The organism is Bradyrhizobium sp. USDA3010 (assembly GCF_056429065.1).
On sequence record NZ_JBWJZD010000038.1, the window covers coordinates 1 to 13,270 of the forward strand.

Annotated in this window: 16 protein-coding genes; 7 read left to right on the forward strand and 9 right to left on the reverse strand. The window is 65.0% G+C overall.

Translation table 11 applies throughout. From position 1 onward, the window contains the following. Positions 1-147: 147 nt before the first annotated feature. On the forward strand, positions 148-444 hold the full coding sequence (locus tag AC066Y_RS36095) for a hypothetical protein (protein ID WP_478278024.1): 297 nt from the start codon (positions 148-150) through the stop codon (positions 442-444). Between the two features lie 6 nt (positions 445-450). Here AC066Y_RS36095 and rimO read toward each other — a convergent pair whose 3' ends face one another. Next, positions 451-1,776 carry a 30S ribosomal protein S12 methylthiotransferase RimO gene (gene rimO / locus AC066Y_RS36100; protein ID WP_478278025.1) on the reverse strand — a complete coding sequence of 442 codons (1,326 nt, stop codon included), beginning with the start codon at positions 1,774-1,776 and terminating at the stop codon, positions 451-453. Positions 1,777-1,894: 118 nt separating this feature from the next. Here rimO and AC066Y_RS36105 point away from each other — a divergent pair, with 118 nt between their 5' ends. The 3 genes from AC066Y_RS36105 to AC066Y_RS36115 all read left to right on the forward strand — a co-directional run bounded on the left by AC066Y_RS36105 (position 1,895) and on the right by AC066Y_RS36115 (position 4,047). Next, the gene (locus AC066Y_RS36105) at positions 1,895-2,485 is read left to right on the forward strand and encodes an ANTAR domain-containing response regulator (RefSeq protein ID WP_478278026.1); all 591 of its coding nucleotides are present in this window, start codon (positions 1,895-1,897) and stop codon (positions 2,483-2,485) included. Then, the gene (locus AC066Y_RS36110) at positions 2,482-3,639 is read left to right on the forward strand and encodes a CmpA/NrtA family ABC transporter substrate-binding protein (RefSeq protein ID WP_478278027.1); all 1,158 of its coding nucleotides are present in this window, start codon (positions 2,482-2,484) and stop codon (positions 3,637-3,639) included. The genes AC066Y_RS36105 and AC066Y_RS36110 overlap by 4 nt, the downstream gene beginning before the upstream one ends. A gap of 255 nt (positions 3,640-3,894) precedes the next feature. Further along, entirely contained in the window at positions 3,895-4,047 is a 153-nt protein-coding gene (locus tag AC066Y_RS36115) for a hypothetical protein (RefSeq protein ID WP_171947587.1), read from the forward strand. Between the two features lie 74 nt (positions 4,048-4,121). On the opposite strand, the gene AC066Y_RS36120 is transcribed toward AC066Y_RS36115, so the two are convergent. The 4 genes from AC066Y_RS36120 to pxpB all read right to left on the reverse strand — a co-directional run bounded on the left by AC066Y_RS36120 (position 4,122) and on the right by pxpB (position 7,262). Beyond that, positions 4,122-4,544 (reverse strand): hypothetical protein, encoded by a 423-nt coding sequence (locus AC066Y_RS36120; RefSeq protein WP_478278028.1) that lies wholly within the window; start codon positions 4,542-4,544, stop codon positions 4,122-4,124. Between the two features lie 149 nt (positions 4,545-4,693). Then, positions 4,694-5,467: a LamB/YcsF family protein gene (locus AC066Y_RS36125; protein WP_478278029.1), complete on the reverse strand. Its 774-nt coding sequence runs from the start codon at positions 5,465-5,467 to the stop codon at positions 4,694-4,696. 32 nt (positions 5,468-5,499) lie between these two features. Continuing rightward, a complete protein-coding gene (locus tag AC066Y_RS36130; RefSeq protein WP_478278030.1) occupies positions 5,500-6,534 on the reverse strand; it encodes a 5-oxoprolinase subunit C family protein in 1,035 nt (344 codons plus the stop codon). Beyond that, the gene (pxpB, locus tag AC066Y_RS36135) at positions 6,531-7,262 is read right to left on the reverse strand and encodes a 5-oxoprolinase subunit PxpB (protein WP_478278031.1); all 732 of its coding nucleotides are present in this window, start codon (positions 7,260-7,262) and stop codon (positions 6,531-6,533) included. Before pxpB ends, AC066Y_RS36130 begins: the two co-directional genes overlap by 4 nt. A gap of 213 nt (positions 7,263-7,475) precedes the next feature. Here pxpB and AC066Y_RS36140 point away from each other — a divergent pair, with 213 nt between their 5' ends. Continuing rightward, positions 7,476-8,174: a ribonuclease activity regulator RraA gene (locus AC066Y_RS36140; protein WP_092114436.1), complete on the forward strand. Its 699-nt coding sequence runs from the start codon at positions 7,476-7,478 to the stop codon at positions 8,172-8,174. Between the two features lie 23 nt (positions 8,175-8,197). Next, entirely contained in the window at positions 8,198-8,602 is a 405-nt protein-coding gene (locus AC066Y_RS36145; protein WP_146985948.1) for a (R)-mandelonitrile lyase, read from the forward strand. 78 nt (positions 8,603-8,680) lie between these two features. Here AC066Y_RS36145 and AC066Y_RS36150 read toward each other — a convergent pair whose 3' ends face one another. Both AC066Y_RS36150 and AC066Y_RS36155 read right to left on the reverse strand, forming a co-directional pair. Further along, positions 8,681-9,475: a DUF2147 domain-containing protein gene (locus AC066Y_RS36150; protein ID WP_478278032.1), complete on the reverse strand. Its 795-nt coding sequence runs from the start codon at positions 9,473-9,475 to the stop codon at positions 8,681-8,683. A 185-nt stretch (positions 9,476-9,660) separates the two neighbouring features. Beyond that, entirely contained in the window at positions 9,661-10,434 is a 774-nt protein-coding gene (locus tag AC066Y_RS36155) for a transporter substrate-binding domain-containing protein (RefSeq protein WP_478278033.1), read from the reverse strand. Between the two features lie 86 nt (positions 10,435-10,520). On the opposite strand from AC066Y_RS36155, the gene AC066Y_RS36160 reads away from it, so the two are divergent. After that, a complete protein-coding gene (locus AC066Y_RS36160) occupies positions 10,521-11,045 on the forward strand; it encodes a DUF1993 domain-containing protein (RefSeq protein ID WP_478278034.1) in 525 nt (174 codons plus the stop codon). Between the two features lie 34 nt (positions 11,046-11,079). On the opposite strand, the gene AC066Y_RS36165 is transcribed toward AC066Y_RS36160, so the two are convergent. Then, entirely contained in the window at positions 11,080-11,727 is a 648-nt protein-coding gene (locus AC066Y_RS36165) for a hypothetical protein (RefSeq protein WP_478278035.1), read from the reverse strand. A gap of 91 nt (positions 11,728-11,818) precedes the next feature. Beyond that, positions 11,819-13,243, reverse strand: coding sequence for an amidase (locus AC066Y_RS36170; protein ID WP_478278036.1), 1,425 nt, complete (start codon positions 13,241-13,243; stop codon positions 11,819-11,821). Positions 13,244-13,270: the final 27 nt, after the last annotated feature.

A 13,270-nucleotide genomic window follows, 5' to 3' on the forward strand; every position in this document is an offset into this window, starting at 1 on the left:
GGTCCTTCGAGTATCCCTTCGCCATCGCGCGACCTCGCTGTTGCTGTCAAAGCAACCCGAATCTGATTTGCGCGCTTTTGGGAACCCCCTTACTGTTCCGATTCACATCAACCGAAAACCGCTCTAGGCAATCCTGGAGGTGGCGCCGTGATCAAGCTGCTGATCGAACGAGATCTTCCGGCCGGTTTCGATGTGACCGATGACGCGCAGGCGGCGCGTCATGCGCGGATTGCGCTGGACGCCATCATCGCAACGCAGGGCAGGATGCACTGGCTCTGCACCTATGCGACCGACGACCGCAAGCTGTTCGGCCTCGTCGTGGTCGAGAGCGAGGAGGTCATCGATGACTATGTGCGCAATGCAGGCATCGCAAGCTCGGTCCGCATCCATCGCGTGCTTCGCACGCTCGATCCCGCGCTCGCCGCTGCGCCGACTGCGAGTTAGGCGCGTTTAGAATCCGGCGACGCTGCCGTGCAGGTCGTATTCATCGGCGCGCTCGATCTTGGCGGTGACGATCTCGCCGACCTTGAGCGGGCGGCGGCTGGTGAGATAGACGGCGCCGTCTATCTCGGGTGCGTCGGCCTTTGAACGACCTTTCGCGACAGTCGGGCCGACCTCGTCGATGATTACCTGCTGGCGGGTGCCGACCTTACGCTTCAGGCGTCTCGCCGAAATCTTCTGCTGCCGCGCCATCAGCGCATTCCAGCGCTCCTGCTTGACCTCGTCTGGCACGGCATTGCCGATCGCGTTCGAGGAGGCGCCAGCGACCGGCTCGTATTTGAAGCAGCCGAGGCGATCGATCCCGGCTTCATCCAGCCAGTCGAGCAGATAGGCGAAATCGGAATCGGTCTCGCCGGGGAAGCCGACGATGAAGGTCGAGCGCAGCGTCAGCTCCGGGCACTGCTCGCGCCACTTCTGGATCCGCGCCAGCGTCTTCTCCTGGGCGGCCGGGCGCTTCATCGCGCGCAGCACGTCGGGGCTCGCATGCTGGAACGGGATGTCGAGATAGGGCAGCACCTTGCCCTCGGTCATCAGGCCGATGACCTCGTCGACATGCGGGTAGGGGTAGACATATTGCAGCCGCACCCAGGCGCCGAGCTCGCCGAGCTCCTTGGCGAGATCGAAGAATTTGGCGCGCACGCTGCGATCCTGCCACGGGCTCTCGGCGTATTTCAGGTCGACGCCATAGGCCGAGGTGTCCTGCGAGATCACGAGCAATTCCTTGACGCCGGCCTTCACCAGCTTCTCGGCCTCGCGCAGCACGTCATTGGCCGGCCGCGACACCAGATCGCCGCGCAGCTTCGGGATGATGCAGAAGCTGCAGCGATTGTTGCAGCCCTCGGATATCTTCAGATAGGCGTAGTGGCGCGGCGTCAGCTTGATGCCCTGCGGCGGCACCAGGTCAATGTGCGGATTGTGCGCCGGCGGCAGCGCGCGATGCACGGCATCCAGCACGCTTTCATATTGCTGCGGTCCCGTAATCGACAGCACGCCGGGATAGGCCGACTCGATCTGCTCCGGCTCGGCGCCCATGCAGCCGGTGACGATGACCTTGCCGTTCTCGGCCATGGCCTCGCCGATTGCCGCGAGCGATTCCTGCTTGGCGCTGTCGAGGAAGCCGCAGGTGTTGACGATCACGATGTCGGCGCCGTCGTGCTTGCGCGCCAGTTCATAGCCTTCCGCGCGCAGCCGGGTGATGATGCGCTCGGAATCAACCAGCGCCTTGGGGCAACCCAAGGACACAAAGCTCACTTTCGGCGCGGCGGCCTCTTGCATATCTCTGAATCTGCCTGATTGATGGGCAGGAGCTAGTCCCAATTGTCGAGAATTACAACCCTTTCCGCACCGTCCCGGCGTGATATGGATGGTTCTTGCCGGGCTTTAAGAGTGGTCGATGAGCGCTGATTCGTCTCCCAAGATCGTCATCGTCGACGAGAGCCCGATCCGTGCGGCCATCCTCGAGGAGGGGCTGCGGGAGGCGGGCTATACGGACGTGGTCCATATCAGCGAGATGCAGAGCCTGCTGTCGCGGATCTATGCGCTCGACCCCGAGATCATCGTCATCGACCTCGAGAACCCCAGCCGCGACGTGCTGGAACAAATGTTCCAGGTCAGCCGTGCCGTCCGCCGCCCGATCGCGATGTTCGTCGATCAGAGCGACGCCGCCTCGATCCAGGCCTCGGTGGAGGCGGGTGTCTCCGCCTATATCGTCGACGGTCTCAAGAAGGAGCGGATGAAGCCGATCCTCGATCTCTGCGTCTCCCGCTTCAATGCCTTCTCCAAATTGCAGGACGAGCTCGACCGCACCAAGCATGCGCTGGAGGAGCGCAAGGTGATCGACCGCGCCAAGGGAATCCTGATGAAGGTGAAGGGGCTGACCGAGGAAGAGGCCTACGTGCTGATGCGCTCGACCGCGATGCGCGAGAAGAAGAAGATCGGCGAGATCGCGCAATCGATCCTGACGGCGTCGGAGCTCTTGAAATGACCACACCCCTGCACATCGGGTTCATTCCGCTGGTGGACGCTGCCGCCCTGATCGTCGCGGTCGACAAGGGATTTGCCGCAGCCGAAGGCCTCGACGTCACGCTGGTGCGTGAAGTGTCGTGGTCGAACGTCCGCGACAAGCTCAATATCGGCCTGTTCGACGCGGCTCATCTGCTGGCGCCGGTGGCGATCGCATCACACCTCGGGCTCGGCCACGTCAAGGTGCCGATCGCAGCGCCCTTCAATCTCGGGCTCAACGGCAACGCCATCACGGTATCGCCGGCGCTGCACGCCGCGCTGCTGGAAGAGATCGACGGCGACCGCTTCGATCCGATGGCGACCTCGCGCGCGCTTGCCCGCGTCGTGGCCAGGCGGCGGAAGAGCGGGGCCGAGCCGTTGACCTTCGGCATGACCTTTCCGTTCTCGACCCACAATTATCAATTGCGGTTCTGGATGGCCGCCGGCGGCGTCGATCCCGACGAGGACGTTCAACTCGTGGTGCTGCCGCCGCCCTACATGGTCGACAGTCTCGCCAACGGCCATGTTGACGCGTTCTGCGTCGGCGCGCCCTGGAATTCGATCGCGGTCGATCTCGGCGTCGGCCACATCCTGCACTTCGTCTCCGACATCCTGCTCAGCGCGGTGGAGAAGGTGCTGGCGGTGCGCCAGAGCTGGTCGGAGAAGAACGCCGACGTCGTAGCCGCGCTGGTGCGCGCGCATCTGCGCGCCGCGGAGTTCATCGAGCAGCCGGAAAACAGGCCCGAGGTGGCGCGCATCCTCAGCTCACCCGAGCGGATCGGCGTCGACGCCAGCGTCATCCAGCGCACGCTCGATGGCCGGCTGAAGATTTCGCCCGACGGCACCATGCGCGAAAGCAGTCGCTATTTGCTGGTCGGGCGCGAGACGGCGGCGCGGCCGGACCCGGGGCAGGCGGCCTGGCTCTACGCGCAGATGGTTCGCTGGGGCCAGACGCCGTACCGGCCGGAGGCGCTGAAGGCCGCCATGGCGGTGTTCAGGCCGGACCTCTACGACGCCGCATCCGGGCGCCCGGCTGGCACCTCCAACGCCATCGGAGCGTTCGCCGGTCCGCCGTTCGATCCGAACGACGTTCCCAGCCATCTGGCGGCCTTCAAGATCGGGCGCTGGAAGCCCTGAGCGGCGGTGCAGCGGCCGCCACCTCCGGTTCCTTTGCATGGGGTTGTTTTCGAGATTTTCGGTTATTGCGGGCTGGCGTGGGTTCCCGACGCCTCGAATTGCAACGAATAAGATTCTCGGGCGAGCGCACGGGAAAGAATTTTCCTCTCGGAACCGTGTTCCCGAAGGCGGCGGCATCGCTATTTTTGCCACCCGCTTGAATCGGCGTGCGAACGCTATTCCATATGCCCGACAATGGGGCGTTGGAGATCGACCATGCGCGAGCTATCGGCGGAAGCCCGCCTGCACTTTTACGCGCGACACATTTCAAGGAAGTCCGGGACCGGAATACACACTGCGGCGCTGTACAGCGCCTTTGCGGTGATCGCGGCCATCGTGTTCGGCACGCTGTCCGTCCACCCGTTCTGAGCCCTTCTGAAAATTCAAAAGCCGCCGTCTGATGTCCCCAGGCGGCGGCTTTGTGTTGTCTGGATGCTGGCGGCTCAGTAGCCGTAGCCCGGTCCATATCCGTAGCCGTAGCCATATCCGCCGCCGCAGGTGTTGCAGGTCGGCTGGACCGGCGCGTAGTAGGAATAGCCCGGCGAGACCATCTGCGTGCGTTCCTGGGTGGCGTATTGCGGCGCGATGCGCTCATAGGCGACGCCTTCGGGCGCGACCATCACGGTCTTCGGCACCATCACGGTACGATACTGCGCCGGCGTGCGATGCGCGATGACGCGGCCCGGCGACACCATCACGGTCTCCTGCACAGTGCGATACTGCGGCGGCACGGTCTGCACCTGATAGCAGGTCGTGCAGGGCTGGGGCGGCGGCGTATAGCAGCTGTAGCAGCCGGCGGAGGCTGCGCTGGTGGAGGCGGCCGTGGCCAGCGCAGCAATTGCGAGGGAGAGGCTGGTGCGGAACATGCTTTCGTACCCAATTTCCTGAGAGGACAATCAAAGGCTCGGAAGCTGCACCTAGCAATCAAACGGCAAGTTTGGGTTTAAGAAGACTCTTAACGGAATCTAAAGGGTCGGCGCGGCGGCCGGTCCTTGGCAGTCGACGCGTGCGCGGCTCAGTGCGCGGTCTTGAACGGCGCGACCGTGATGCCGGCCTTGCTCAACGCCTCGCGCAGACCGCGCGCGATTTCGACGGCGCCGTGCGTGTCGCCATGGATGCAGACGGTATCGGTCCGCATCTTGATCACCTTGCCGGTGACCGAGACGACCGCGCCATCCTGCACCATCCGCACCACCCGCTCGGCGATCGCCTTGGGATCGTGCAGCACCGCGCCGGGCTTCTTGCGCGACACCAGATTGCCGTCGTCCTCATAAGCGCGGTCGGCAAACACTTCGTGCGCCATCCGCAGATTCGCGGCTTCGCCCGCACGTACCAGCTTCGAGTTGGCGAGCACCACGAACACGAGGCTCGGGTCGACTGCCTTGATCGCATTGGCGATCGCCCGTGCGGTCATGTCGTCCTCGCAGGCGACGTTGGAAATCGCGCCATGTGCCTTCACATGGGTAACCTTGTGGCCGGCCGCGGTTGCGATCGCCTGCAGGGCGCCGATCTGATAGGCGATCAGGTTCTCGATCTCGGAGGATGTCAGCCCCGGCATCGGGCGGCGGCCAAAACCGTGCAGGTCGCGATAGCCGGGATGGGCGCCGACGCTGACGCCGCGCGCCTTCGCGAGCTCGACGGTCTTGCGCATGATGTCGGCGTCGCCGGCATGGAAGCCGCAGGCGACGTTGACCGAGGTTGCAAGCTCGATCATCGCGGCATCATTGCCCATTTCCCAGGGGCCAAAACTTTCGCCGAGATCGCAATTGAGGTCGATGGTTGCAGTCATGACGATCGATCCGTTTGTTGTTCGTACTTGATTCAGGGTAGCGCAACTTGCCAGGTCGACACATCGACGGCGCTGACGGCCTGACCCGCGACATTCGCATCCCGCAGCGCCTCGATGTTGAGGCCAAAGTCGTCGATGCTGCGGAGGCGATCGGGCAGGGAATGCAGCAGCGCGTGGAACTTGATCGCCTCGGCCTGCGCTTCCGCCACCGTCACGGCCTTGAAGCGGAACGGCCGGCCGGCGGAGGTCTGCGCGAAGCGGCCAAGATCGGCCGTGATCACGGTCGCGATCTTTGGATAACCACCGCTGGTGCCGCGGTCCGGCATCAGCACGATCGGCTGGCCGTTGCCGGGCACCTGGATGCTGCCGTTGACGGTGCCGTCGGAGACGATGTTGTGGCCGTCGCGGTGTTTGATGACCGCCCCTTCGAGCCGGTAGCCCATGCGGTCGCTGGTGGCCGAGATCTTCCACTCGCTGTCGAGGAACAGCTGCTTGTTTTCCGCGGTGAACTCGTCGTCCTGCGGGCCGAACACGATGCGGATCGGCGCATCGGTGGCGGCCGGCAACTCGATGCGGCGCTCAGTGGCGCCGCTCGCAGCTTTCGTCTTCAACTCGTCGCCGCTTTGCAGCGGCCGCGGGTAGGGGCTGCCGAGCCCAGCGCGGGCGTTGACGGCGAGGCTGCCGAACATTGGCTCGCCCTCGATGCCGTGCTCGATCGCGAGATAGCTGAACGAACCGCCGCGCGCAAAACCGAGATTGAGCGTCTCACCGTCGGCGAGCGTTGCCGAACTGTCGAAGGCGACCGGCCGGCCACCGATCTCCGCATTGCGCGATGCGCCGGCGAGTCCGATGCGCACCGCGCCGCCGCGCGCGGTGAAGGTGGCGCCGAATGGGCCGATTTCGACCGCAGCGGCGAACGGCTCATTGCCGACCAGCGTATTGGCAGCTGCCAGCGAAAGCCGGTCCATCGCGCCGCTCGGCGTCAGGCCGTAGCGCTGCGAGCCCGGGCGTCCGCCGTCCTGTACCGAGCTGGCCGGGCCGATCGAGGTGACGACGAGCTTGCTCATGACGTCACCAGTTCTGCGACGAACGCGCCAGCCTCGGCGGCGCGGTCCTGTTCGGCAAAGGTCTTGGCATCCACCGCCGTGAAGCTGACGGCATCGCCCGGCTCCAGCAGGAAGGTCGGGTCGCGATGCAATTGGTAGGTTCGCACCGGGGTGCGGCCGAGCAGGTGCCAGCCGCTCGGGCCGGCCAGGCACTGCACCCCGGTCTGGATGCCGCCGATCGAGATGGTGCCGGCCGGGGTCACGAGCCGCGGCTCCTTGCGCCTGGGTAGATGCAGGAACTTGTCGAGCCCGCTAAGATAGGACCAGCCGGGGGTGAAGCCAATCATGGCGACGCGATAGTCGCCGGCGGCATGGCGCGCGACGATGTCATCGGGCGTGGTCTGGAGTGCCTTGGCCACATCCTCGAGATCGATGCCGTGCTCACCGCCATAGGTGATGGGTATCCGCCAGCGCCGCGTTCCGCTTTCGGTCGGCGGTGCCTTGGCGGCCCGCGCAAGCAGCTGCTCGCCGAGCGCCTCGAAGGTGATCTGCACGGGATCGTAATGCACTAGCAGCGACCGGTAGGTCGGCACGGTCTCGGTGATCCCGGCGATCGGCTCGGCTGCTATCACGCGGTCGAGCGCGAGCACCCGCCGGTTGGCGGCGTCATCGATGGTGCGGCTGAATTCCACCGTGATGGCGCTGTCGCCACTCGGCAAAAGGCGGGGAGGACTTAAGGGTTCGGCCATCGGCTCAAGCAGATTGGGTCGGCCATCAAGCTAGCGTGTTTCGATTAAAAACGGAATTCGCTTCGTGCAAAATGATGCAGCAACTTCAATAAATTAATCGGCATGCCGGCGATAAATTTGGATGATCGGAGGTTTTTCGCGCAGCCCTTGACGCAGGGCCTTCGCCCGGCAACATGCGCCGGTCTTTTCCTCCCATCGGAGCAAGCTTTCCAGATGTCACTGTCCGCCGAAGCGATCGCGACGCTGTCGCACGTGTCCACCGCCACCATCACGACGGTCCTGCTCAAGAAGGGCCTGCGCAACATCTGGATGCGCGGCACCAAGCCCTTGAAGCCCGGGCAGAAGCGGCTGGTCGGACCGGCCTTCACGCTGCGCTTCGTGCCGGCCCGCGAGGATCTGGCGACGCCGGAATCCTGGTCGTCGCCGATCTCGACCCGTACCGCGATCGAGGCGATGCCGGCGGGCTGCATTGCCGTGGTCGATGCCATGGGCATCACCGATGCCGGCATTTTCGGCGACATCCTCTGCGCCCGCATGGTCAAGCGCGGGGTGACGGCACTGATCACCGATGGCGTGGTGCGTGACGTCGAGGGCGTGCTCGGCACCGGCCTGCCGGTGTGGTGCGACGGCTACGCCGCGCCGCCGTCGGTTGCGGGTCTGACCTTCGTCGGCTGGGGCGAACCGATCGGCTGCGGCGGCGTTGCCGTGTTTCCGAACGACGTGGTGGTGGCCGACCAGGACGGCGCGGTGCTGATCCCGCAGGCCTTCCTTGACCAGGTGCTGGCCGAGGGACCCGAGCAGGAGCGGATGGAAGCCTGGATCGTCAACGAGGTGAACAATGGCGCCCAGCTGCCCGGCCTGTATCCGATGAATGCCGAGACCAAGGCGCGCTACGCCGCAACCAAGAAATAACGTCAAGAAAGGGAGGTAACCCCATGGATATCCACGTTTCCGGCTCGCGGCCGACCCGCCGCGCGCCGAAGGAGAACTTCACCGGCAGCGTGCTGCAGGACCCGATCAACATGGCGCCGGCGCCGGCCCGGCTGAATGCCTCGCGCGTGTCGTTCGAGCCCGGCGCGCGTACCGCCTGGCACACCCATCCGCTCGGGCAGACGCTCTACGTGATCTCGGGCATCGGCCGCGTGCAGGCCAAGGGCGGTCCGATCCGGGAGATCCGCCCTGGCGATGTCGTCTGGATCCCGCCGAACGAGAAGCATTGGCATGGCGCTTCGCCCGACAACAGCATGACCCACATCGCCATGCAGGAGGCGCTCGACGGCGTCTATTCGACCTGGATGGAGCACGTCACCGACGAGGAATACAACGGCAAGGTCGGCTGAGCCGGCGTTGCTGAGCCACAGGAAAAGCCCCGCTGATCGAGCGGGGCTTTTTTATTCCGGACCGCGATTTCGCATCGCTCAATTCACCCGCGTCCAGGTCTGGCCTCCACAGAACATGCCGCCGAACGCGCAGCCCTGGACGCGTAGCGTGTCGGGGCTCTTCAGTGCGACCGTGGAATCGTAGGTGCTGCCGCTGTTCGGATCGAAGATGCGGCCGCTCCATTTGTCCTTACCCGGCTTCATGTTGATCAGAACCTGCTCGCCGTTGGCGTTCGATGTCTTGTCGACCGAGTAGCCGCAGAGATTGGCGCCGCATTGCTCGATGCGGACCTTGCCTTCCTTCTCTTCGGTCAGCCAAACGCCGAGCGGCGAGTTGGCTTGTTGCACGGGGTTCGCCGCCGGCTTGGGCGCAGGCGATGCGGTGCCGACCGTCGGCGCTGGGGCTGGCTTTGCCGCCGCCGGCGCGGCGCTTTGCTGTACAACTGGCGGCGCGGGTGGTGGCGGCGGTGTAGTCGCTGCCGTGGCCGGAGGTAGCGCAACGCTCGTGGTCGCGGGCTCTGTCGTTGCCGCTGGCGGCGCGGCCTGATCAACAGCAGCCGGAGAGGGTGATGCAGCGGCCGCGTGCGGCGTGGCGGCCATGGACGGGGAATCCGTCCTGACGTCCTTCGGCGCCGTCTCGTGCTTCTGCTCGGCGTCCTTGTGCTTGGCGCGCTTGGTGTTGCGGCCGGTATTGTCATAGACGCCGGGGATCGAAACCGTTCCACGATCGGGATCGATACGAATGGTGCGGCCGCCGTAATCGAACGTATATTGCGCCTGCGCTGTCGCCGTGCTGGCCAGCACAAGCGTAGCGATCGCCAGAAGCTTTCTCATCTCGACCTCCAGTGCAGGGAATCCCGTTCGTGAGGCTATTTGGTGGCCGCCTCGCTGAACGTGCCCCAAATCACGGTCAGAACATGAGTCGCGTCCTCGCGCCCCAGGTTCAAATCACCGGATTGCGATCTGGTTCAGGCCGCGCGCATCAATTTGCGCCACGCGAGCGGCAAACTTGACGCAGCCTATTCGAACCACGCGGCATAGATCTTCGCGTAGCTGCCGTCTTCGCGCGCGATGTGGAGCCACTGGTCGACGAATGCCTTCAACGCCACGTCGCGCTGCATCCAATAGGCCTTTTCCGCGAAGTCGAACGGTTTGTCGGGATGCACGGCGCAGAGCACGCCGGGATGCAGCTTCTGCTGATAGCGCGTCTCGGACGCGTCGGTCATCATCAGGTCGGCGTCACCCTTGGCGATCTCGTCGAAGATTCTAGTGTTGTCGTTGAAGACACGGATGTCGGCGGCCTTCACGTTGGCGCGCGCAAAACGCTCGTTGGTGCCGCCAGGATTGACGATGACGCGGGTACCGGGCTTGTCGATCTCGGCGATCGTCTCAAACTTGCCCTTGTCGGCGCAGCGCGCGATCGGCGTCTTCCCCTCGCGCATGATCGGCGTCGAGAACAGACCCTTCTTCTGCCGGTCGAAGGTGATGGAGACGCCGCCCATCGCGATGTCGAAACTGTCGGCCTCGAAATCCTTCATCATCTGCGGCCACGATGTCGGCACGAACTCGACCTTGACGCCGAGCGCCTTGCCGAGCGATTGTGCCATGTCTACGTCGAAGCCGCGAAACGCCTTCGTCTCCTTGTCGAGCGCCGTGAAGGGCAGGTAGTCGCCGGTCATGCCGACGCGCAGCGTGCCGCGCTTGACGATCTCATCGAGCCGGGACGAGGCCTGCTGCGCTTGCGCGGCAGAAACAAGCAAGGCGAGAGCGAGGCCAGCCAGCGCGCGAAACATCAGACTTCTCCGTCAATTTCGATGACATGTCGTTGCGGAGCATTTAGACCAGATGAGACTTTCGGGCCAGCACAGCGGGCGCAATAGTGACCATCTCGCTCCATGAAGCATCCGTCGGCGTCTATGTGCCGTATCTGCGCAATCTTTCCGCGCTGCTCGATCATGCCGAGGCCCATGCCGGAGCGCGCAAGATCGATCCAGCCGTCCTGCTCGACATGCGGCTTTCCCCGAACATGTACAGCCTTCGCCAGCAGGTCGGGGAGGCGAACCGGCATGTCGTCCTGAGCTGCGCGTTGCTGGCGGGGTGCGCGCCGCCGGTCTTGGCCGACACGGCGCCCGGCATCGCCGGACTGAAAGCACAGATTGCGGCCACGATTGATTTTGCGCAGGGCCTGCCGCGGGAGGTGATCGACGCCGCTTGCGACAGGGACGTCGTATTCACGTTCCGGAGCGGCGCGACCAGACCATTCACCGGCAAGTCCCTGATCCTGTCCTTCAGCGTGCCGCAGTTCTTCTTCCATGTCGCAACGGCCTACGACATCCTGCGCCATGCCGGCGTCGATCTCGCGAAGAAGGATTTTCTGGGACCACCGAGGCCGCCGCTGGGCTAGAGCGTTTTCGAGCGATTCGATCAGGACCGAAGTTCTAGGCCTCGTGGCGATCCCTGCTCGCCTGAAGGGCGGCCGCTGTGCGGCTGACGATCTCGTGCTTGAAATGCTCGAAGCGCCGCCGCGCTTCGGCCTCGCGATCGTCGACGAATTTGATCGCGGCGTCCCGGTCCATGGGGCCGTTGACCAGCGGGGTCGATCCTTCGCCGACGGTCTCGTCGACATAGTATTGGGCGCCGTCCTCGCGCACTGTCCAGCGGAAGCGCAGTGCGGCCATCGGGCCTGGGCCGGACTTGGAATAGCCGTTGGCCTCGATTGGTTGGGGCGGCTGGATCGTCTCTGGCTCCGGCACGCTCGGCTCGGGTTCGTTTGGTTCGGGCTGCTCGGCCTCCTCGATCGGCGGAGGCTCGACCGTCGTCGGCTCGGCAGGCGCGGCGTCCATCGACTCAGTGTTGATGGACACGGCCTCGACGGTGACGACCTCGACTGATGATGGCAGGGGCGGTGGCATCGCTATCGAGACCGGCGGCTCCTCGACGGGCTCGGATGCCTTGTCCGCCGTCTCGTCGGACGACTTGGTGTCGGACGACTTGCTATCAGACGACTTGGACTTCTCCGGAGGCGTCGTCGTCTGATCGAGAATGCTCGCGATTGCGGCGAGCGCATTGTCGGTCGGGTCACTCACGGTTCGGTCTCCCAGGCATGACGCCGGCGGAATCGTGCCGACGCCCTTCCTATCTACCTGATTGGACTGCCCTTTGTCGCGCCCGATTGAGCTAGGCGCAAACCGGCGGATGCCGGTCCTTCCAGGGACGAGCCTGCTCGAGCTGACCGGCCAGGCGGAACAGCAGTCCTTCCTCGCCGAGCTTGGCCGCGAACATCATGCCGAGCGGAAGACCGGCCTTGTTCCAGGCCAGCGGCACCGACATTGCCGGCTGCCCGGACATGTTGAACATCGAGGTGCCAGGCATGTAGCGGCGCAGCACCGGCGCGATGTGGGTCAGGTCCTCGGACATCGTGTTCAGCTCGCCAATGCGAAGCGGCGGCGCGCACAGCGTCGGGCTGAGGAAGATGTCGCAGCCCTCGAAAAAGGTCGCAAGCCCGCGCGAAATCTGGAACGCAGCAAGCTGCGCGGCGACGTAGTCGGCGGGGGTCATCTTGACCGAATTCTGGCCGCTGGCGAGCGTCAGCCGCTCGACATCGTCCGACGTCAGCGCGCGCCCGACGCGCTGTTCGAGCAGGCGGATGGTCAGCGCCGTGTTACCGCCGACGATGGTCGTCATGACCGCGGCGGGATCGGCGGCAAGCGGCGGCGCGCGCTCCTCGACATGATGGCCGAGGCCCGCGAGCAGCTTGGCGATGTCGCGGACCGCCGCGGCGATCTCGGGATCTACAGCATCGCCATAGGGCGACTTGTCGGTGAAGCTGATGCGCAAATGGCCGGGGTCGCGGCCGACCTCCTGGGAAAACGGCCGTTCCGGCGGCGGCGCGACATAGAGGCTCGACGGCTCCGGACCATGGATCGCATCCATCATGACCGCGCTGTCGCGGACGCTGATGCTCAGCACATGGCCGACAGAGAAGCCGCCCCAGCCCTCGCCGCGATCGGGACCGCAGGGGTTGCGGGCGCGCGTCGGCTTCATGCCGAACACGCCGGAGGCGGAGGCGGGGATCCGGATCGAGCCTCCGCCGTCGCTGGCATGCGCGACGGGCAGGATGCGCGCCGCGACGGCAGCCCCCGCGCCGCCGGACGAGCCGCCGGAGGAATGCTCGAGATTCCAGGGATTGCGGGTCGGGCCGAACAGACGGGATTCCGTCGTCGGCATCAGGCCAAATTCCGGGCTCGCGCTCTTGCCGAAGATCGCAAGACCCGCATCGAGGAAACGCTGGGTCAGCGTGCCGTTGTGATCGGCAACGAAGTCCTTCAGCAGGCTGGCGCCCGACGTGGTGCGGGTGCCCTCGAGCAGGTCGAGATCCTTCAGCAGGAACGGCACGCCGGTGAAGGGGCCGTCAGGCAACCCCTTGGCGATCTGGCGCTCGGCGTAGTCGTAGTGCTTGACGACGACCGCGTTGATCTTCGGATCGACAGCGGCCGTGCGGGCGATTGCCTCGTCGAGCAGCTCCTTTGCGGTGACGTCCTTCTTGCGGACGAGCTCAGCGAGACCGACCGCATCGTAGTTGCCGAATTCCTTGAAAGCCATGTGCATGCTCCGCATCGCCGGGCCGAC